Genomic DNA, 20,888 nt, shown 5'->3' on the forward strand with positions numbered 1-20,888 from the left:
GCTTACAGGTCTTACTCTTCATTTAATTGACGAAGCTCTTGTTTAATTTCTGTTTTCGATTTAGTCTTTTCATCAATTTCCTTAATAACACGAGCAGGAGTACCTGCCACGACAGTGTTTGGTGGAACATCTTCAATAACAATAGCGCCTGCAGCAACTACTGCACCTTTTCCAACTCTAACACCTTCTAGAACAACTGCATTAGCACCAATTAACACATCATCTTCCAAAATAACTGGCTGAGCTGAAGGTGGTTCAATAACACCAGCTAATACTGCCCCTGCTCCAACATGGCAGTTCTTACCAACAGTTGCTCGTCCACCTAAGACTGCGTTCATATCAATCATTGTACCTTCACCAATTACAGCACCAATATTAATAGAAGCACCCATCATAATAACGGCATTATCTCCAATTTCAACTTGATCACGGATAATTGCTCCTGGTTCAATTCTAGCTTTAATTCCTTTTAGATCTAATAGAGGAATAGCTGAATTTCTGCGGTCATTTTCTACTACATAATCTTCAATCTTAGAAGAGTTACTCTCAATTGCAGCTTGAATATCCTTCCATTCTCCAAATACGATTCCTGTATTACCTGTAATAAAGGTCTTTGAATTAGCACCAAAATCTAGGTCAGCTAATTCCCCTTTAACATATACCTTAACCGGTGTTGACTTAACACTATTTTGAATAAATGAGATAATTTCATTTGCATCCATCATTTTCATATGTATATATCCTCCTTATGTAAAAAGTAAGTGAGTGGCAAAGATAGTAGCCAAGTTCACTATAGTTAATTTAACAAACTAAAGTGTACATGACAAGAGTAAAGTCTTATATGATGGCTATTTTCGTAAACATTGTTGCTATTAAAACAATGGTACGTTGATTTGCACTCCAGGTGTGTGCTTTCCGCGGGGCAGGTGATGAGCCTCCTCGCTCGTGCGGGGTCTCATCCTTCCTGCAATCCCACAGGAGTCACACACCTTACGTTCCAATCAACCGGTCCACATAATAATTAAAGGTATATATTATTGAGTAAATGTTTCTTCGATTATTTCAACAAATGCCTTCACTTGTTTCAACTCAAAGGCAGATTCATAACCGATTAACCAGGTATCCCTTTTAATTGGCTCATTCACTTCATTTAACAACGGAATTTTATAGATGGGTGAATCCTCTTGATCTAATGTAATTGATGGGAGAATTGCATAGCCAATTCCGTTTAGAACCATTTGCTTACATGTTTCAATTTGGTCCACAATAATCGTTCTCTTAGGTACCATTTGAAATGTACGATGCCACCATTCCTGAATTTCCTGATAATAGGTAGAGTCACTTTTAAATTGTATAAAAGGTCGATCTGTTTGTAGTACTTGTTCAATTGATTGGATTTCAGTGTCCACCATATACATTGTATCTGTGATTAGATGTTGCTTAATTCCCTTCCAATCTGGGTTACCACGGATAATACCAACATGTACGGTTCCGTCATATAAATTTTTCAGTATTTCGCTACTCCATCCAGTAATTAAAGAAATTTTTGCATGAGGATATTTCGTAACAAACTTTTTTAGTACCTCAGGTAACCAATTTTGACCAATAATTGTAGCACATGCAATCTTTAATGTTCCATGAACCTCTGAATCCAATGCATTGATTTGTTCTCTAATTCTTTCTTCTTTTTCAACTACCTCCTTCGCAAACTCTATAATCTTTTCCCCAGCAGGAGTAGGTGTTAAACCTTTTTGTGACCGTACGAAAATCTTGGTATCCCAGGATTTTTCAATTGATTGCAATCTTTGTGATAGTGCCGGTTGGGAAACAAATAATTTTTCTGCAGCCTTTCTCATGTTCATTTCTGTGTCTAAAACAACTAAAAGTTGAAATTCAGAAAATTGCATTTTTTATCCTCAATTCTACAACAATCCGTTTTTTAATAATTTATCGACTCTTTCACAGAGTAAATGGTATATAAAAATAGAATAGCATAAGCATATGCTATCCCTTTTCTTTGCCTAATTACTTGGCTCCTTCTCACCCTTTGGCAAGAAAAAGATAAAAAACAAACTAACAATTGCAAAAGTTAGCACACCCCAGTATACGTAATGAAGTGACAAAGTAAGTCCTTCTTGTAATACTGCTTTCATAGGAGCCGATAGTGCGCTTCGCCGTTCTTCGTCCAAAAGAATATTTGTTGAGTCTATGGAAAGATCCTTACTTAACCCTTTTGAGTTGATATATGATTGTAAGGTACTATTTAAGATTCCCCCTAATAAAGCGGCACCGATTGTACTTCCTAAGTTACGCATAAACATATTTGAAGCTGTAGCAACACCTCTTACCTGCCAACTAACAGTGCTTTGAATTGATACAATAAAAGCTGTTGTTGTTAGTCCCATACCAATTCCTATGAGAAATGATCCAAAAGCTGCCCAAACAGGTCCATTTGCTGGTGATAGAATAACAAAAACGACGCTTCCAAGAATCAAAGCAACTCCTCCAATAAGGGAAGTCATTCTATAACCAATTGTTAATAATAATCTTCCTGCAATAGTCGCAGCTATCGGCCATCCAATTGACATAGTGGTTAAGGTGAAACCCGCAACAATTGGAGATCGTTCCATCACCCCTTGAACAAAGGCTGGTAAAAAGCTGGATATTCCTATTAACATCACACCGGTTGTCAAAGAAGCAATATTTGCTATAAATATCGAGCGTTCCTTCCAAATAGAAAATGGCATCATAGGCTCTGCAGCTCTTCTCTCCTGAAAGATAAAACATGCAAGAGTGATTAAAAACAGCAAACTTAATAAAATAATCGGTATAGACGTCCATGGAAGGTGAACCCCACCTTCCACTAGGATAATCATTAGAGCACTCACAGAAATAAACAATAAACCAGCACCGATAAAATCAATGTCATGCTTTTTCTTTTCAATTCCCTCATGTAAATATAAGCTTAGAACAATAATGCAAATAATACCAATAGGGATGTTTATCCAAAAGACATATCTCCATGAAACATACTCAACAAGAATCCCGCCTAGGGCTGGACCAAGCACTGCAGATATCCCCCAGACACTTGATAAATACCCTTGAATTTTTGCACGCTCTTCCTTTGTGTACATATCACCCACAATTGTTGATGCAATTGGCATTACTGCTCCCGCTCCAAAGCCTTGGATAAATCGAAAGAAAATCATCCATTCCATCGATGGGGCAATACCACATAAAAATGAGCCTATCAAAAATACAATAATACCGAATGTTAGAATAGGTTTTCTTCCAAATAAATCTGACAGTTTTCCATAGATCAACACAGTTACGGCATTCATTAATAGATACGCAGAAAACACCCAGCTATATAATGAAAAACCACCAAGATCACCGACTATTGCAGGCATCGCTGTCGAAACAATTGTTGCCTCAATTGCTGCCATAAACATTGCAAGCATTACTGCAGCCAATGCTAGTGGGCGCCTAGTTTTACTACTTATATCTGTTTCACTCATTCTTTTCCCCTGCGAACTCCCCATCATTAACCCCCGACAAGTTTTCGTAAATCGTTATGATTTCTCTAAATCATTTTTTAATAGCTTTAATATGGATCTTCTAGTCAAAATCCCTTCAAATACCTGTTCATTATTCTCCACACATACAAAAGGATGGTCTACAACCAACTTTAATCCTTCCACCAATGTATCATTGAGGTTTAATCTAGGTATACTTTTGTTCATAACCTGCTCCACTTTCATTTTTTCAAGTTGTTCAAATTCGATGCGTTCAAGACCTAAAATTGAATCTAGTATTCCTGTAGTATTAATTAGACCGTGAAGCTTATAATATGGATCAAGAACAGGCACAGCTGTATAACCTGTTTTTGTAAGGACAAGTAAAGCATGCTCTAAATTATTTCCAATTTGAACATGTGCAACTTTGTCTGCAAGAATTAATAAATCCTTAATCTTATGCTCTAAAAATTCTTCTCTTTGAAGACTAACCATGATAGATTCTCCCTCTCATCTAGAAATTTCTCTATTGACATAAATAGCTTAATATTTCAGAGTAAAATAACATATGTTGATCATACACTTGTATTTCCCATCCTATATTTTACCACAACATTATTTCAATATCTTATAATTTCATTGTTTTATCAAAATTACATATAAAAAAAGACTACCCTTTGATAGTCGAAATGTGCGAACTATTATGTATATTTGAGATGCCTGTTTCTAACTTCTCGAATAATTGAGTGAATTTCTTATACTCTTCAATTGAAATTTTCTTGTCTCCGTTTTCAATATCAACAAATTCGCAGCAGAGTAGTTCAAGCGCATAGTTCTGACTAAATAAAATTTCCAATAACAAGTCCTTCTCATCACCTGATAGATCCATACGTTCAAGTACGTTCATATAATCCCCCTAATGACTAATTCTACATATAGACTTATATTTTATTATATTAGTCCAATTCAAAAACTATTACATGATAAGAGCTATTTTGTAAAACGATTAGCATAGCTAAATGCTGTATATGAATCAGGCTTAATCTTAGCTTCCAATCCCATAGCAGTAATTCTTCCTGTCATTTCTGTAATAAGATCCTTTGTTACGCCCCCTTTCCCTATGTCTAGATGTACTTCTAATGTAAGATCTGCACCATCATCTGTATACGGTATTAGTAGGTCCATAATATCCATCAAATAAGTATTGGTGAACATGTATGCCAATTCTTGACTAAATGAAGTTTCTAAGGAAATCTTTTCACGAACACTCCTAATGGGTCGATTCAATGTAAAATTACGTAGGCATCCCCATGCACCTTTTCCTACCCTGTGCAGGTGAACAGCAGTAATGAACCGTGTTTCTTCCTGATGAACTTGTGAATCGGTACCGATAGATAAAACATACTGTGAGCTTGGATCTTTTTGAATAAACGACTTTATTCGTTTAATAACATCTTCAATTTTCATGTTGTTATCTGAGATATTATAAAATTGTGAGGATAAGTCCATTTCCAGCTCCCTTTCTTTTTCCTTTTGATATTAATATATGTTTTTATTCATAGTATTGTTAATATTAAGAATTATTAACAATAAAAATATTATCAAAGGCTGTTTTCGTATAGATTGTTGCTTTTAAAGCCGCAGGCTGAATACACTCCGCGTCCGGCGGGTGACCAGTGAGCCTCCTCGTCGCTTATGCTCCTTTGGTGTATCACTTTGTCCACAGGTCCCGCAGGAGTCTACGTGTATTCAGCCTGCTAGGAACTACCGTTTTAATGTTTATGTCTATAACAACAAACTTTGAGAAAACAGCCTTATCATAAGAAATAAAAAAAGAGCCTTCAATAAATGAAAGCTCAGCCCTTACTAGTTTCTATATCTCTCTTAATAAAATTACATTCTGTACACTTGTAAATAACATTTTGGTTTGACTGTGCTGTCAAAACCTCTTCGAGACTAGCTTGTTTCCGGCAACTCGGACATATTACAAGAGGTTTAATAGTAAACCACTCCTTAAGCTAAAATTGTTCATTACTTACAAAGACTTCATCTTTATTAATTGCGTGTTTACTTGCCAAAACTAAACCAATATTAGTCTTTTTCTGAACATTATCCACAATTGTGAACGGTACATTTAAGCTATTGGCTAGTTTCACATATTTTGATAAATATGAATAGCTTATATCACCGTCCAAAAAAAGGTGACAATCAGAGTATTGTTTCATTAACTTTTTTATCGGTTCATATACAATTGATTTCATTACCTGACCATCTGTAAGAGCAATTATCACTCTCTCTCGAATGGTAGAAAGAAAAACCTGGCGTTCGTCAGACTTAATTTCTTTTGCACCATAAATCCCACGTTCAAGATAATCATCTATATTATCAGCCATTGTACACCTCTTTGACACCTCAGGAATTAGGTGTTCCTGAATTAATCATTAATTAGCTAATTAAATCAAAAATTTCAATCGCAATCATATCTATATTATCAAACTGATATGTTTTTGGCTTTTCACCTTGTTGGTAAACCTCTAATTCAAATGTAGTTGTTTTATCAAAATACTTTACACTGCAAATTCTTTCTCCATTCACTTCGAAAAATCGTTGTGGTGGCTCTCCTCCATTTGCGTTTTCTTGTAAACTAATGAGACGCGATATAATACCTTGTAATTGTGACATTATAGTCTCTCCTTCCTGACAATTAAATTGTTAACCCTATAACTAGTTTTAGCATTCCTGGTTGTTCTATCCAAGAACACGCTATTTTATTGCTAAATAATCTTAACAAATTCAGGGTTAGCTTCATGTAAATTGTATGTATTTAACTTAGCTTTAAAAATCCTACCATACCAAGTCATTCATTCACCATTTTAGTATATATAATTCAATAAGCAAAGGTATTTTTTATTGAAAGCGGAAACTCTTTCCGATTCAGTTCAGAAATCAGCCAAAATATTGTTGAGTTTTACATAGAAAATAGCCCCTTTATAAGGGGCTCACGGGACTAAATCTCTGATATTTGTATTCCATCTCTAAAATTCGATCGCTAAATAACAAAAAGCGATTCATGTTTTCCACAGGTTCATACCTTTTCTTGACCGATTTACTTTCACCCTTAGATTGTTTCGATTGAACAGGAACTTCTTCAGTGACCTGCTCTTTTAATTCTAAAATATCCTTATTAAGTTCTTCATTAATAGTTATATCTGAAATTTTCCAATCCAGTCCATCTTGTTGAATTGTAATAAGAGCGTAATGCTCATTATAGCTAACAGGACCGTCATTGCTTGCATCAAACTTTTCATAAACATAATACTTTTGATTACTACTATCGTATACGAACTTAGTACGTTCTGAATAAGAAAAATACGGGATATAATAGGGTGCAAAGTCAGAGCCGTATATAATAAAGCCATCTCCTTCTTCAAAGAGATTTTCATCTAAAAATTTCGAGATAAAATCCTTTGTAAAACTAGTTTCTAGAATTTCATTAATTTCTTCATATGTCCGAATATATTCACTTAGAGAAACTTGGGCCTGAAAACCTTCTTTAAGAAGTGAAAACACCTTGTCACGGTCTAGAGGTTCCTCTGTCGAAGTAGCAGTGACATTAGTACCTATAATAAGGACTGTGTACATTAAAATAAACACGCATATGAAATATATCTTCCTCAAAGTATCATTCCTCTCTACAACTCGTCCATTAGAATTTTATTTTACCAAGCTTTTTATTAAAATAGACATGTAATCGTGCCCAAAATAACTGCAACATTTGACACAGTATTATGTATATGTACAAATTACCCCTTTATGATTTGTATCTAACATAAAATTTGGCATATTATGCAACACAAAAAGAGAGACATATAAATGTCTCCCGAAAAAAGGATCTCCTTTATATCAAACATTACCAGTTTGAAATAATCGCCATATAAATGATATAAGCGATAGCTAAAGCGGCTGCTATTGCATAAGTTAAAAACACCGGATTCCGAGTATAAGGATGATCTTGAACCTTCTCATTAATTTCAGTATCAAATTGCTGTCTCATACTATGCTGTTTCTTTCCTAGCTGGTACGTATAGAATAGACCTATTGCTAAAATGAGGACTGATAATATGGTTAATATAAAATTTAACCGATCCACGGATAACACACCACCTTACTTCGGTATATAATCCTTACTTTTCCACATTTCCAATCATTCTATTCTAAATTACAGTAATCCATCATGCTCAAAAAGGAATTCATAGGGAATATCAATGAACAAAAAATGCTCATTGTTTAGTGGATAGGAAAATGTTCGAATGGTTTCCCCTGACTCGACATCACTATACAAATCGGATAAAATCCCTTTTTTATTATATTTCATTCTGACAATATTCTCTAAGAAATATGGTCTCCAGCTCCAATTCTTAAAATAATATTCTTCTTTAACACTCCAACCTTGGTCTTCTTTAATTACATTTGCAGACTGTTGAAAACCATCTCCATCACAAATATAGATTCTGAAGCATCGCTCATTTAACTCCACTGCTAATAACATGATTAATTCGTTATATTCTTCAACTTTTTTATATTTTTGCACTAAACCTTGAATTGTTCCATTCAATTGCTCCGATAAATCATACACCGAATACAACTTTTTCTTTTCATGTCTAATAAAGACTTGAGTATCATCTCTTAAACGTTCTTTCATGATATCATCAGCAACTAAATATTCTGAGGGCTTATGTAGCAGAAAGCCCTGATAGTATCTCCCACCATTTTTCCATGCATATTGGAGCTGAAACGAAGTTTCTACATCTTCATATAAAAGGGTTGCACCAATCTTTCGCGCCAATAGTGAAATGGAATATAAGACATCATGATAAGATTGTGCTGTTGTCGTTTTCAACAATTCCTTCAAATCAATTTTTAAGATATCTGGATTTAGCAATCCTATCCGGTCAAAATTGCTACTTTCTTTACCGATATTATCAACCGCAATTTTCAAACCATAGGTTCTATAATAAGTAATCAAATGATTTAGTCTTTCAAGATCACCAGTAAAATTATGTTCTGTTAACTCAATGACTACTCTATCAAGTGCCAATCCTTTTTCTTGATATACCAATAGTAGTTCTAGTAAAGATTCACCATGATCGATCATTAGTAAATTAGCATCTCTATTAATAAATAGAAATGGGTGATTCTCCAGTTCAATAAAATGCCCTAATGCTCTATGTAATATAATATCGTCTACTTCAATTCTATATTCTTCTGGTATGGCTTCATCATGAAAAAACGCACCTAGACTTCTATATTCTTCGTTAAACTTAATTCTTCCCAATACTTCATAACCTATAACTCTATGTTCATCAGCACTAAATACAGCTTGATAAAATGGAACGACAAGATGTAGGTTTGTCATTATATCTATTGCATCCATATACACTCTCTCCTCGGACCAAAACCTAAATAATTTTCATTATAACACAAAAAACAATCTGAATATTAAATCTTAAAATACCATAGTTGAAAGACTATAAAGGCTTTTGTAACTTAACTTTAAAATAAATAATATACATGATATGTTATAATCTTGCTTATAAAATAGATACATAGAATAGGTTGGTTACGCATGTCCAATATATATACAAGAAGGCAGTTTTTAAAAAAGGGCCTTAAATCTTTATTTACGACTGTTCTTGCTTCATCTCTAGGTTATTTTTATGCTAGGTATGTTGAACCCAAATGGTTACAAATTACAAAACATACAATTACCCATCCTCTTATCCCAAAGAGTTTTGATAATATTAAAATTGTTCAATTCAGTGACACACATATTGGTCATTCTTTTGACATTGATCATTTTAGAGTTGTTGCAAGTAAATTAAATGAGTTAGAGCCAGACATCGTCTTCTTTACCGGTGATTTGATTGATAACCCTAGCATCTTTCCAAGTCCAGACGAACTAATCCCTATCTTGTATAATATAAAAGCACCACTTGGAAAATTCTCTATCTATGGTAATCATGATCATGGTGGGTACGGTTCTGACATATATAGAGATGTAATGATTAATTCGAACTTTACTACTTTGTTAAATGAATCAATCGAAATTAAAAAGGAAAAAGGAAAAATCATTGTTGTTGGGTTAGATGATATCATGCTTGGTCGCCCTGATTTCACAGGTGCTTTCGAGAAAATTACCGGGGATCATTATACGATCGCTTTAGTACATGAACCCGATGTCGCCCCGAGAGTTGCGTCTTTTGGGGCCCATCTACAACTCTCTGGTCACACACATGGAGGACAAATCCAATTTCCATTCCTTGGTCCAATTATCACTCCTCCCTTAGGTAAGGATTATCCTGAAGGGAAGTTCACAATAGGTGCAACTAACACACTTCTTTATGTTAACAGAGGATTGGGAACCACGAGGCTTCCATTTCGTTTTTTATCAAGGCCTGAAATTTCTGTTTATACGTTAAAATCTATTTAAATGACCATTACAACAAGGATATCCCAATCACACACGTATTACCCATTGGGTATATCCTGTAAATAATGCTTTATAACAGCTTCTTCTGGAATAGGTCGACTAAAGTAATAGCCTTGAGCCTTCTGACATTGCTTTAATTTTAGTAATTCTAATTGTTCAAGCTGTTCTACTCCTTCTGCAATAACATTAAGACCTAGGCTATGCGCAAGATGGATAATGGTCGTGATGATCGCTTCATCTTTTTCATCTAAGAGAACATCTTTTACGAATGATTGGTCAATCTTCAATGTATCAATCGGATAACGCTTTAAATAACTCAGAGAAGAGAACCCTGTACCAAAATCATCCACTGCAATTTTAACACCTAATGATTTTAGTTGATTTAAAGTTGTTAATGCTTCCCTCGAATCTTGTATCGCACCTTCTGTTATCTCAAATTCCAATTGTCCTGGACTAAGTTTATTAATGATCATTTGCTTTTTAATAAACTCAACAAGACCTGCTTGTTGGAACTGAAGAGGAGAAAGATTAATAGCAATTGAAGCTGGTTTATAGCCTAACCTCTTCCAATCACAAAGTGAACTACAGACCTTTTTTATTACCCACTCTCCAATAGGACCAATGAGTCCTGTTTCCTCAGCTAGAGGGATAAACTCTAAAGGAGAGATAAAGCCTAAATGAGGATGTTGCCATCGTAATAATGCCTCAAATCCATCGACAACTCCACTCTTTAAGTCAACTTGTGGCTGGTAGTATAGAACAAGCTCATCTTTTACAATCGCTTTACGCAATGCTGTTTCAATTTTCATCGTATGTTTTGTACCACGTTTCATTTTCTCGCTATAAAAACGAAAATGGGATCTACCGCGGTTCTTGACTATGTAAAGAGCAGTATCAGCATTTTTGATTAACGTTTCTGGATCTTCTCCGTCGTAAGGGTATTGACTAATTCCAATACTTGCTGACACAAAGAACTCCTGATTTGCATAAGTAAAGGGATGTTTGAGCTTATCTAGCAACTTTTCAGCAAATTCAGCGGTTAACTCTCGCTCAGTGTTTTCAAGTAATACGATAAACTCATCTCCACCTTGACGATAAATATGATAATCAACAGTATGAGTAAGAGTTAATAATCGATCTGCTAAATCTTTTAATAACATATCTCCAATATCATGTCCCATTGTATCATTTATGAATTTAAATCGGTCTAGGTCGATATACATTAACGCAATTTCTTGCTGCTTATCCTTTGCATGTTCTAACGCAGTATGGAGATTTTTCATTAGCGAGCTTTTGTTTAAAAGACCTGTTAATTGATCATGAAAAGCCATGTATTGTAACATTTTTTCTGACAGATGCTGTTCAGTAATATCCTTTATAATAATATAAATCCCTAGCACCTTATCGTCTACTACGATTGGTACTGTCTTAACATGGACTGTTAATGTATTTCCATTAAAGTGAATTAATCTACAACCTTTAAACTCATTTGGTTGTCCAACCGCAGTTGTTTGAAAGATAGTATGAAAAGTAGCTCGGTCTGATTCATGTAATAATGAAAAGATTGCTTTATGAAGCAAAGCTTCTTTATGATACCCTGTAATCGTATAAGTTGATGGATTCATTTGTAAAAGGTTTCCTTTTAAGTCAACAGAAAAAACCGCATCCATATTATGATCAATTAGAGATTTATATCTTTGTCTTGTTTCATCTAATTTCCTTTTTTCTAATACACTTCCAGTAATATCTCTAGTCACACAAACAATAAACTGTATCTTATTATTTTCATCAAAAATTGGTGACAGTTTGGATTCACCATAAACAATTCCGTAGTTAGGTAGCGTAATATTATCCTCAAATGAGTAAGCATCTCGGATTCGTAAAACAGCACTATATTGTTCGCTTAGATGGTAAGCAATCTCAAACGGTAATGCCTCATAAAACGTTTTGCCTATATAGTCATCAGATATTCTTGCTTGAGTTAAGGCCATTTCATTCATAAATACATACCTAAAAGTATTTTCCTCTACCTTCATCACATAGACAAGATCGTTTATATGCTTGAGAATAATTTCAAAGATTACGTCCTGTATTTTTGTTTCGCTATTATTTGCCTTAAAAAAACTTTCGTTACTATCCATTTTTTACCATCCCTACTCACATGTATTTACTCTTTTTAAGGATCTAATCGGTATAATCATATGGTACTATGTTCAATATTAAAAGAATAAAAAAGAATATCATCTATTATTGTTCCTTAATCACTTAGTTTTTAACATGTTATATAAAAACAGCCTATTTTAAAAACAAGAATCTTTTAAAAATCAGCTTTATCTATTTAATCCTAAGTAATTGATTTGCAAATATATAAAACAACAGTATAATAAAAGTGAAGAAAGGAGAGAAAAAATGAGGAATCAGGATAGAAATAATACGCTTGAACAAACAGTTGATAACTTGGCAAGAGCCATTTTTATTGTTAATAAACACGCAAAAGCTGCACCAAATCCAAAGTTTTTGTATCTCTTAAAACGGAAAGCACTGGAAAAACTATTAAAAGAAGGTAAAGCAAAAAAAGAAGGTCTTCATTTCTCTCGAAACCCAAGGAACAGTCAGCAGCAATCTGATGTACTTGTATCAGCTGGTGACTACTACTTTCATATGCCTCCTTCAAAAGAAGACATCGAACAGCTCCCACACTTAGGGGACCTTAACGAAACATATAGAAACCCAAAAACTCAACTTTCACTTTCAACAGCTAAAAATTTGTTACAGCATTATGTTGGTCTAACTGAAAACCCCCAACAGCCTGTTAAAACAACAACTAAAAACTACAAAAAGCCAGTCTTTAAGAAACTTGGACAAAGTTATTTTTAAATCAAAAACTTCTCATATGTAATGGTAGCGATTTCACTTTCTAAGAAAAAACTAAAAGGATGACCATTAGGTCATCCTTTTAGAGTCTAGACAAAGTATACCTTGAAAACCCAGGCTGATTGAGGCTCTTTATTCTATCTCGGGGTTAGGCACATGAATTTGACCAGTACGATCTCTTTGTAAAATGGTCTGAAGAATGATCTTCGTTAACTTACTCGGACGATAAGGCTTGACCAAATATCCATTCGCACCAAGTGATAGTCCCTTTTCTTGTTCTTCAATTGCACTTGAAATAAAAATTGGTATGTCTAATAAGCTATCATCGGATTTAATCATTTTTAAAATGTCCCAGCCATCCATTCCTTTTTCTTCTAACATGATATCCAATACAATTGCATCTGGAATTGTTTGTTTGATAGCTTGTATAGCTGTTTCGCCGTTTTTAAAATGCCTCACTGTGAAACCACTATCCTTCAACTCAGCTTCCAATAAAGATGCTAAGCTAACATCATCTTCAACAATAATTACATTTGCATGCTTGATAGAATCACTCTCATCCGCTTGTATCTCTTCATTAGATTTACGGTTTTCAACCAACGGAAATGCTAAACTGAAGGTAGTTCCTTCTTTTAAGATAGAAGACACGCTAATATCCCCATCATGAGCCTTTACAATCTCTTTAACAATTGATAACCCTAACCCAGTTCCACCAATTCTACGACGATCTGAATTATCTACACGATAGAATTTAGTGAAAAGGTTCTTAATGGCTTCTTCAGGTATACCTAGTCCTTCATCACTCACATCTATTAGAAGACTATCCTCATTTTCTCTCAACACAATTTGAATTGTTCCACCCTCAGGAGAATACTTAATTGCATTATTTATTAAGTTATTAAATAACTGTGATAATTTATCTCTATCACCTAAAATCCAAGAATGCTCTGTTTCTTGTAAGATTTTCATTGTGTGTATTGAAGTATTTACTTTCTGAGAATCAATAACGGATTCAATAATAGGAATAAGATCCTCGTATTTTTTTTCATATGTTTGTTTACCTGATTCCATACGTTGAACATCTAAGAAATCATTGATCAATGCAGTTAACCTTTTTGCTTCTTGATAAATGGTTGTTAAATATTTCTTTTTTCTTTCGGGTTTTAATTCCTTATTAAGCATTAACTCGGTAAAACCAAGTACACTCGCCAATGGTGTTCTTAGCTCATGACTAACAGTACTTACGAATTCCGATTTCATTTGATCTACTTCATACTCTTTGGTTATATCACGATGAACAAATATAGTTCCTAATCTTTGTTCATTCCTAAATAGTGGTTCGCAATAAACTAATATGACTCTATTCAAAGGTGGCTTCGTATGGTAAATAAGAGTATGGTCATATGATCTAGCTTCCGAATCGACAGCTCTTCTTATGAAATCAGTTAGTTCAACACTATTTTCTACAACAGATCCTAAATTTAATGTCCACATCTCAAAGGGCTTGTTTATTAGTAGCTTATAGTCTTCAACATTCATTATTTGACACATCTTTTTATTTACCTGAAGAATTTCACCTCTTGTATCAATTAATTGAACACCTTCAAGAATCGTGTTTAATATGTCTTGTGTCATGACTCTATTTTCTTCGGTTTGGCCAAATAGCTTAACGTTATCGAGAGAAATCGATATTTGTTTTGATAATGATTCATATTCCATTACTTCTTGAGCATTGAAGCTTGAAGCAAATCTTGTATATACCATAACAGCGTTCACGTCTTCTCCAAATGACACAACTGGGATAAAGAGGTCACTACACTTCATCATCTGTTCGTGATACCCATTTTCTGCTGAGACCGCCTCTCTGTTTATAACAAATGCTTCTCTCTGTGTCTTAGCTCGATGAACATGCCCTGACTCAATATGCTCAAGGAACTGCTCAATTCCTTGCTTTGAAATTCCGTAACCAGCATATTCTTTTGTATCAAGCAAAACAATAAGCCCTTGATCAGCTTCAACAATCTTACACATACTTTCTACAATATTATTAAGAGTTTTTGTACGGTCTAGTGAATTAGATAGACCCTTTATTAATTCATTTCTTTTCTTAAGCGCTTCTTCTCTATCTTCCATTGTAGAAAGTGCATTCTCTAACTCTAATTGTTGTGAGTGTAATTCATCTTGCTGGGCAATGAGTTCTTCATTTTGTGCAGTTAAGTCTTGTTCATTATCTTGGATACTTCTGACCATCGTCTCAAAGGCTCTAGATAATACCCCAAGCTCGTCATCACGATTGGTTTGTTCTAACTTGAAGAAGTTCTTACCTTCGCTTATATCTGTTGCAGCAAGAGCTAATCTTTGTAGTGGAAGACCAATTCTCAGCACCATTGCACGTGATATTAATAAAAGTAGAACTAACATTAACCCAATATAAATAATATAGGCAATTTGACTATTTGTAATTTTATTTGACAACTCTTCAAAATTTTCTTCGAGTTGTTGGTCTTTGCTAAGCCGGAAGTTTTTTAAGGTCGTCTGAAAATCATTAATTTGATGTGTCGCACCACTTTGTGATAAGTCGATTAAGTCTACTTGATTCTCATCTTCATAATAGTTAATTGCTAATTGAAGTACATTTTCAAAGTAGTATGAAGTAAATTCTAATACATCATTATAAAATAATAGTTCTTCATCAGTATCAGCCATCTTATAGAGGTCGTTTGTTAAGTTAACAATAATTGTTTCTTGGCTTAATGCACTCTCTTTCATACTAGGATTCCCGTATGCAAAATAGCCACGACTATCAAAGAAAGCCGTATTAAAGGCTTGGTCTAAACGTTGACCAATCGCCTCCTTTTTCTCCAAAAATAGGTTTTTGTCACTATACTCCTCAGTAATCATGTGTTGATAAAAAAGCAACAATGATGCACCAAGCAAGGAGAATATAAAGAAGCTTATCAAGAGTCCAGCAAACTGCCTCGCCAGACTCTTGCGGAAATACTGTTGAAACTCTCTAATTTTCACCCCAAAATCTCCTCAATTCTATCAACTAATTCCTTTGGACTAAAGGGCTTTGACATAAAATAATTTGCTCCTGCCTCCATCACCTTTTGTTGGTCTGTTTTTTGGTTTTTAGCAGAAAGCATCATAATTTTTGCATCTGCTTTTCCTAGTTCCTTTCTTACTTTCTCAATCACATCTAACCCAGTGTAAATTGGCATCATATAATCAAGAAGAATCAAATTATAATTATTATTAGTAATGAACTGTATGGCTTCTTCACCATCTCTAGCCTCTTCAACTTCATGACCTTCATCCTCAAGTGTATCAACAACTAACATTCTTAAAACTTCTTCGTCTTCTGCTAGTAATATTTTCGCCAATATGATCATTCCCCTACTTTATTTTGTGAAATAGCTCTTGAAGAATGTAGTATGATTGCTTTAATCGCTCATGGTAGGTCGGAAGTTCCCACGTATCCCAACTATATTCTCTAAATTCTGAAGGAGGGATTATCCCATTTTCAGTCTGTGGAAATGATTGAACCACTTCATTATTACTATCGGTAACAACTGCCCCAATTTTTATACCTTTTACAAACTTACTATTTTTCAGACCCTTTTCTGACCAAACATCCCCCATTACTTCACGTTGACTTGGGTCTTTCACATTTAATAGTGCCCATGGTAGTCTTAACTCAAGTATGTTGGTATCCCGATTGAAATTTATATCTGTAAGCGAATTATAGTGGGTTGAACGAGGATCTCCGTTTCCGAAGTGGAGGATTCCCGTTTCATAGTAATCAATAGGATCTTTCATTAGAGCTAATCTAATGGGATGGAATACCCCATTATTTGTTTGGTCCACATATAACTCTTGCTTTAATCTCTTTTGTAAAAAGGCATAATCATAATAGAACGTATCATAGTAACTGTCGACCAATACACGTGAATCAGTTTTCCCATCCAATTGAACGATAAAATCGACTCCACCAGTAGAAACTCGATTAATACCTGGGATCTTGGATTGCCCCTGATTATCTATAGAATCCACTAAAATGGTCGTATTTAATTGATTGTTATCTATGTTTTTTTCTTTATCATACTGAATCTTTAAATATAGATATCGTTCATCATGGGTGACCGATAGGTTGCTAAGGAGCCCTTCAGATTCATACATCTTCTTAGTCATATTTTTTTTCCAATCATTCTCGTTACCGTCGACTTTTATCATTTTTTTGTAACTCTCTGCTGGATCAAAACTTAACATGCCGAACTGTTGTTCATTTGTTTGGGCGTTTGACCAATATACTCTTTGATTTTTATTGTCATATGCCATAGTGTTCCATGTACGTTTGAACCATTCGTCCTGCCACGTGAATACAATACCGCCAGCCATCGTTTCGTCCACAATGTTTTGATATAGTTTCGCATTGATTTGACCTTGTTCAGTTTCAGAATGATGGCCTTGATCCATACCATATACATTTCGATGTGTTAAGCCTCTTGAAGATGGCACACCAAACTCAGCGATAAGAATTGGCATTCTATGGGACTCTTTTAAGTGCTGTAAATATCCAGCATAATTATTTAATTCACCTTGCTGATCTTCATAGGAAATATATCTAGATTCAGTATTTAAGAAGTCTGGATAATATGGGTATGCATGATAAGATGCAAACAAACCTGATTTGTAATGATCAGTTTGGTAAATAGCATTGGGGTTTAAACCAACTCTATTTTCATTATTATCTTTTTCACTAGGATGTTCTAAATAATCAGTAGTTGGCCAATTAGTGAAACTCATTGGTCTTTGTACTTTATAGTTTTCAGTTTCATAAGCAATCGTTTCATCCATAGCCATAGCCAACCATTGCTCAAATGCTGAAGCACCTTTTGTATAAAGATAGTTACCGTTATATTCCGACTCACTATTATGCTTGAGGTTAGTAGATTCGACGACACCTGGATCCCACTCTATCCCCATGATCCAACCTAAAACATATGGTGAGATGTCACTAGTATATACACCACTAGAATGTCCTGCTTGGTCAGGAATTGTAATATTACCATGAACAACATCAACAGCATGTTTAATTTCACTTATAAACTCACTAATGACTTCTTTATCAAATGAATCTTGTGACTTTACAAGTTTTTCTTCATTTACCCATACACCATGAAATAGATAGATTGGTTCACTCGCTTTTAAATTATATTCCAAAAGAGCTTCGTAAAAGGATGGAGGATGAATCGTGTATACACGAATTGCGTTTGCACCCATTTCTCCGATTTGTTCAAACCAACGACTGTATTCAGTTTTGGTTATCGCTCCTTCCCCAGGCCATGTACCTGGCTTTGCCATCCCAAGATTAACTCCCTTTATAAGAAAATCGTCCCATTTGCCATCCTTATATATTTGAAGATAATCTTTACCGACTTGTCCGATTATTTCAAGGTCATCATCTGTATATACCTCTTGCTTATTCCCTGGGATCTCAGATGGAGGCTCTTTAATGTTTTTAAGTATTTTTGACATCATTGGAATATATGCCTTGTAATAAAACGGCAAAGTACTCTCTAAAGAGTTCGGTGTTATCCATTCTCTCAAAGTAGTCAATCCCACAGTTCGGTAGATTGAGGGAAGTTCTGCTTCATCCGCAAAATCACCTGCAAAGTAAAAAGATTCATATACAGGGTTTTTATGATGAATGACAGCAGGGAAAACAGCTGGAATTTCATTTTCTTTTAGTTTCTCATTCCCTTTTTTATTTACTGATACCGAATAAGTCGCTAATACTTCACCTTCACTTTTACTACTAATTACATCAAACCAATAGTTATAATTTACAGTTACATCTTCCTTAAAAAACTCTTTCCCTTTATCTGTGAAGGTAAAAACAACTCCTGTTCCGTTCATATCCTCTTGATCTAAGATTACAACCTGATCATTTTTAGCCACAAATACATAACCTGAACCAGAGAATTGATACTTTTCTTTAGTTTGATTTTCATAATTCTCTTTCACCCAAATAGGCACTTCACTACCATTTAAATCTGTGAAATAGCGCCCAATCCACCCAGACCAACTTAAATTCAACAGTTTATAAAACTCTTGCCTTACATCTTCATTAGTAGGACTTGCAAAAGTATTAAACTCGGCAATTAAGGTTGTCCCATTTTTGTATACTGCATCTCTTATTTGTGATATTTCTTTTCCTGTTATTCCACCATAAATCTGCTTTGAGCGTGTACCTGTAACGTTACCATCACCTTGAAATTCTTCTTCATATACACCATATCCATCTGCAAAATAAATAAGATTATACTTATCTAATTGATCTGGAAGTGGTCTTACCGCATATGTTTCATTCTCTTCTGGAACAAAACCAACATAATCCCTCTTAAATTGATAATTATGACCATCAGACTGAACATATTTCTGCTGATTTAACAACCACATTAGACCTTTATGTTCTCTATAGGTTTGGTCTGGTACAGTTTTATCGACAATTAGAACATCTAATTCTGTTTCCGATTTCAACTGCCATAGCCAGAAAGGAGCTATTATTAGCAAAATAAGAAGTAATATAGAAAGCATAAATAAGATATTACGAGTTGTTCTTTTACGCATGATCATTTGATACACCTTTTCTAATCATTTCTCCCCACCCTTTTTTTCGGATGATGAGATGAAATATCCCTTCACAACGCCAAAGCACAGTTAAGGGTCTGTACCATAAACTTTCTGTTAACGAAAATAAAAAGAGGATGATTACATCTTTGACTCGCGGGAATTTACGTAGACTCCATTCCTCTAGCAAAACCGCAGCCATTGAAAAAATAGAGCCATAAAGAATGGAGATTAAGAAAATCAAAATAGCATACTCAATATAGATTCCTCCGATAAATAAAGAAATCACCATAAAAAGATAACCAAGTAATTCGATAACCGGCCCAAGAAATTCAATAAAAATAAAATATGGCATCGAAACAAAACCGATTGACCCGTATTTCGGATTAAAAAATAACTGTCGATGGGTCCAAAGGCTTTCGAATAAACCTCTATGCCACCTACTTCTTTGCCGTCTTAGATATGTAATGGACTCAGGTGCCTCTGTCCAACAAACTGGATCTGGTACATAAACGATCTTTTTATTTAATTTCCTTTCTTTTATCATTCTATGTAGTCTCACAACAAGTTCCATATCCTCACCAACGGTATGTGAATACCCGCCTGCTTGGACAACCCAATGTTTTGAAAAAACTCCGAATGCGCCTGAAACAATTAAAAGTAAATTATGACGGCTTAAACCCACTCGCCCCATTAGAAATGCTCTTAGATATTCAATGATTTGTAAAACAACAAGAGGCCTTTGTGAGAGCCTTATTTTAACAATTTCTCCACTTTCTATTTCACATCCATTAGCAATTCGAATAGAACCTCCTGATGCAATGATTTCATCATCAGATTCAATAATCGGCTTCATTACTTTTAAGAATGCATCTCTCTCTAATATTGAATCACCATCCATCGAACAGAAATAAGGATATTGCGAAAAATTGATACCAGCATTTAACGCATCTGCTTTACCTCCGTTTACTTTGTCTACAACATATAAATTCGGATATATACTAGACTGGTATACAGCTTCAATTTCTTTTGTTGAGATTTGTTTCCGGATTACTTTATTAAGTTTAATAAGATTGAAACTTGTTTTTAATTTTTCTAGTGTATCATCTGTTGATCCATCATTAATAACAATAACCTCAAATTCAGGATATTCTATCCCCAATAGTGATCTGATGCTCCCATTAATGCCAATGGATTCGTTATATGCTGGAACAAGAATTGAAATAGGTTTTGTGTAATTAAGTGTTAATAATTCCTCATAAGGTTCCTGGTCATCTAATTGAAACTCCTTTCTTAAATGAAACAAAGAAATAATTAGCATAATAGAATAAAAGATGATTATAAAGACCATATATATAATGATAAATGTGCCTACA

At 34.5% G+C, this 20,888-nt stretch carries 18 protein-coding genes; 2 read left to right on the top strand and 16 right to left on the bottom strand.

Annotated elements, in window-relative coordinates; translation table 11 throughout:
• Window positions 1-11 precede the first annotated feature (11 nt).
• From dapD to BLQ56_RS05175, 11 genes are all read right to left on the bottom strand, one after another.
• Window positions 12-731, bottom strand: coding sequence for a 2,3,4,5-tetrahydropyridine-2,6-dicarboxylate N-acetyltransferase (gene dapD / locus BLQ56_RS05120; RefSeq protein WP_090850620.1), 720 nt, complete (start codon window positions 729-731; stop codon window positions 12-14).
• A gap of 303 nt (window positions 732-1,034) precedes the next feature.
• Window positions 1,035-1,907 (bottom strand): LysR family transcriptional regulator, encoded by an 873-nt coding sequence (locus BLQ56_RS05125; protein WP_090850622.1) that lies wholly within the window; start codon window positions 1,905-1,907, stop codon window positions 1,035-1,037.
• A 114-nt stretch (window positions 1,908-2,021) separates the two neighbouring features.
• Window positions 2,022-3,542 (bottom strand): MDR family MFS transporter, encoded by a 1,521-nt coding sequence (locus tag BLQ56_RS05130; RefSeq protein WP_238457174.1) that lies wholly within the window; start codon window positions 3,540-3,542, stop codon window positions 2,022-2,024.
• 30 nt (window positions 3,543-3,572) lie between these two features.
• A complete protein-coding gene (gene cbpB / locus BLQ56_RS05135) occupies window positions 3,573-4,010 on the bottom strand; it encodes a cyclic-di-AMP-binding protein CbpB (protein ID WP_090850624.1) in 438 nt (145 codons plus the stop codon).
• A gap of 175 nt (window positions 4,011-4,185) precedes the next feature.
• Window positions 4,186-4,422: an antirepressor AbbA gene (abbA, locus tag BLQ56_RS05140; RefSeq protein ID WP_386756438.1), complete on the bottom strand. Its 237-nt coding sequence runs from the start codon at window positions 4,420-4,422 to the stop codon at window positions 4,186-4,188.
• 83 nt (window positions 4,423-4,505) lie between these two features.
• Entirely contained in the window at window positions 4,506-5,024 is a 519-nt protein-coding gene (locus BLQ56_RS05145; protein ID WP_090850626.1) for a ribonuclease H-like YkuK family protein, read from the bottom strand.
• A 509-nt stretch (window positions 5,025-5,533) separates the two neighbouring features.
• A complete protein-coding gene (locus BLQ56_RS05155; RefSeq protein WP_090850630.1) occupies window positions 5,534-5,908 on the bottom strand; it encodes a YueI family protein in 375 nt (124 codons plus the stop codon).
• 52 nt (window positions 5,909-5,960) lie between these two features.
• Window positions 5,961-6,197, bottom strand: a complete 237-nt coding sequence (locus tag BLQ56_RS05160; protein ID WP_090850632.1) for a YkuJ family protein — start codon at window positions 6,195-6,197, stop codon at window positions 5,961-5,963.
• A gap of 306 nt (window positions 6,198-6,503) precedes the next feature.
• On the bottom strand, window positions 6,504-7,193 hold the full coding sequence (locus tag BLQ56_RS05165; RefSeq protein WP_175490188.1) for a DUF3993 domain-containing protein: 690 nt from the start codon (window positions 7,191-7,193) through the stop codon (window positions 6,504-6,506).
• A gap of 232 nt (window positions 7,194-7,425) precedes the next feature.
• Complete coding sequence (locus BLQ56_RS05170) at window positions 7,426-7,665, bottom strand: hypothetical protein (RefSeq protein WP_090850636.1); 240 nt, start codon at window positions 7,663-7,665, stop codon at window positions 7,426-7,428.
• A gap of 69 nt (window positions 7,666-7,734) precedes the next feature.
• Complete coding sequence (locus BLQ56_RS05175) at window positions 7,735-8,949, bottom strand: EAL domain-containing protein (protein WP_090850638.1); 1,215 nt, start codon at window positions 8,947-8,949, stop codon at window positions 7,735-7,737.
• 192 nt (window positions 8,950-9,141) lie between these two features.
• On the opposite strand from BLQ56_RS05175, the gene BLQ56_RS05180 reads away from it, so the two are divergent.
• Window positions 9,142-10,005: a metallophosphoesterase gene (locus BLQ56_RS05180; RefSeq protein WP_090850640.1), complete on the top strand. Its 864-nt coding sequence runs from the start codon at window positions 9,142-9,144 to the stop codon at window positions 10,003-10,005.
• 38 nt (window positions 10,006-10,043) lie between these two features.
• Here BLQ56_RS05180 and BLQ56_RS05185 read toward each other — a convergent pair whose 3' ends face one another.
• On the bottom strand, window positions 10,044-12,146 hold the full coding sequence (locus tag BLQ56_RS05185; RefSeq protein WP_090850642.1) for a bifunctional diguanylate cyclase/phosphodiesterase: 2,103 nt from the start codon (window positions 12,144-12,146) through the stop codon (window positions 10,044-10,046).
• A 268-nt stretch (window positions 12,147-12,414) separates the two neighbouring features.
• On the opposite strand from BLQ56_RS05185, the gene BLQ56_RS05190 reads away from it, so the two are divergent.
• Window positions 12,415-12,882, top strand: a complete 468-nt coding sequence (locus BLQ56_RS05190; RefSeq protein WP_090850644.1) for a YkyB family protein — start codon at window positions 12,415-12,417, stop codon at window positions 12,880-12,882.
• A gap of 129 nt (window positions 12,883-13,011) precedes the next feature.
• Here the strand turns inward: BLQ56_RS05190 and BLQ56_RS05195 are convergent, their stop codons facing one another.
• Genes BLQ56_RS05195 through BLQ56_RS05210 form a run of 4 tightly spaced genes read right to left on the bottom strand, consistent with a single transcriptional unit; the run spans window position 13,012 to window position 20,863 of the window.
• Entirely contained in the window at window positions 13,012-15,903 is a 2,892-nt protein-coding gene (locus BLQ56_RS05195) for an ATP-binding protein (RefSeq protein ID WP_238457175.1), read from the bottom strand.
• A complete protein-coding gene (locus BLQ56_RS05200; RefSeq protein ID WP_090850646.1) occupies window positions 15,900-16,262 on the bottom strand; it encodes a response regulator transcription factor in 363 nt (120 codons plus the stop codon). Before BLQ56_RS05200 ends, BLQ56_RS05195 begins: the two co-directional genes overlap by 4 nt.
• Window positions 16,263-16,275: 13 nt before the next feature.
• Complete coding sequence (locus tag BLQ56_RS05205) at window positions 16,276-19,512, bottom strand: hypothetical protein (protein WP_175490210.1); 3,237 nt, start codon at window positions 19,510-19,512, stop codon at window positions 16,276-16,278.
• Window positions 19,505-20,863, bottom strand: a complete 1,359-nt coding sequence (locus BLQ56_RS05210; RefSeq protein WP_386756444.1) for a glycosyltransferase family 2 protein — start codon at window positions 20,861-20,863, stop codon at window positions 19,505-19,507. The genes BLQ56_RS05205 and BLQ56_RS05210 overlap by 8 nt, the downstream gene beginning before the upstream one ends.
• Between the last annotated feature and the right edge of the window lie 25 nt (window positions 20,864-20,888).

The sequence above is a fragment of the Litchfieldia salsa genome (genome assembly GCF_900104555.1).
Lineage (GTDB): Bacteria > Bacillota > Bacilli > Bacillales > Bacillaceae_L > Litchfieldia > Litchfieldia salsa.

Excerpts from the sequence above, each read along its gene's own strand:
- BLQ56_RS05125 (WP_090850622.1), bottom strand. The coding sequence starts at position 1,907 with ATGCAATTTTCTGAATTTCAACTTTTAGTTGTTTTAGACACAGAAATG.
- BLQ56_RS05175 (WP_090850638.1), bottom strand. The coding sequence starts at position 8,949 with ATGGATGCAATAGATATAATGACAAACCTACATCTTGTCGTTCCATTT.
- BLQ56_RS05155 (WP_090850630.1), bottom strand. The coding sequence starts at position 5,908 with ATGGCTGATAATATAGATGATTATCTTGAACGTGGGATTTATGGTGCA.
- BLQ56_RS05145 (WP_090850626.1), bottom strand. The coding sequence starts at position 5,024 with ATGGACTTATCCTCACAATTTTATAATATCTCAGATAACAACATGAAA.
- BLQ56_RS05130 (WP_238457174.1), bottom strand. The coding sequence starts at position 3,542 with ATGGGGAGTTCGCAGGGGAAAAGAATGAGTGAAACAGATATAAGTAGT.
- cbpB (WP_090850624.1), bottom strand. The coding sequence starts at position 4,010 with ATGGTTAGTCTTCAAAGAGAAGAATTTTTAGAGCATAAGATTAAGGAT.
- BLQ56_RS05180 (WP_090850640.1), top strand. The coding sequence starts at position 9,142 with ATGTCCAATATATATACAAGAAGGCAGTTTTTAAAAAAGGGCCTTAAA.
- BLQ56_RS05205 (WP_175490210.1), bottom strand. The coding sequence starts at position 19,512 with ATGCGTAAAAGAACAACTCGTAATATCTTATTTATGCTTTCTATATTA.
- BLQ56_RS05160 (WP_090850632.1), bottom strand. The coding sequence starts at position 6,197 with ATGTCACAATTACAAGGTATTATATCGCGTCTCATTAGTTTACAAGAA.
- BLQ56_RS05210 (WP_386756444.1), bottom strand. The coding sequence starts at position 20,863 with ATGGTCTTTATAATCATCTTTTATTCTATTATGCTAATTATTTCTTTG.
- abbA (WP_386756438.1), bottom strand. The coding sequence starts at position 4,422 with ATGAACGTACTTGAACGTATGGATCTATCAGGTGATGAGAAGGACTTG.
- BLQ56_RS05190 (WP_090850644.1), top strand. The coding sequence starts at position 12,415 with ATGAGGAATCAGGATAGAAATAATACGCTTGAACAAACAGTTGATAAC.
- BLQ56_RS05185 (WP_090850642.1), bottom strand. The coding sequence starts at position 12,146 with ATGGATAGTAACGAAAGTTTTTTTAAGGCAAATAATAGCGAAACAAAA.
- dapD (WP_090850620.1), bottom strand. The coding sequence starts at position 731 with ATGAAAATGATGGATGCAAATGAAATTATCTCATTTATTCAAAATAGT.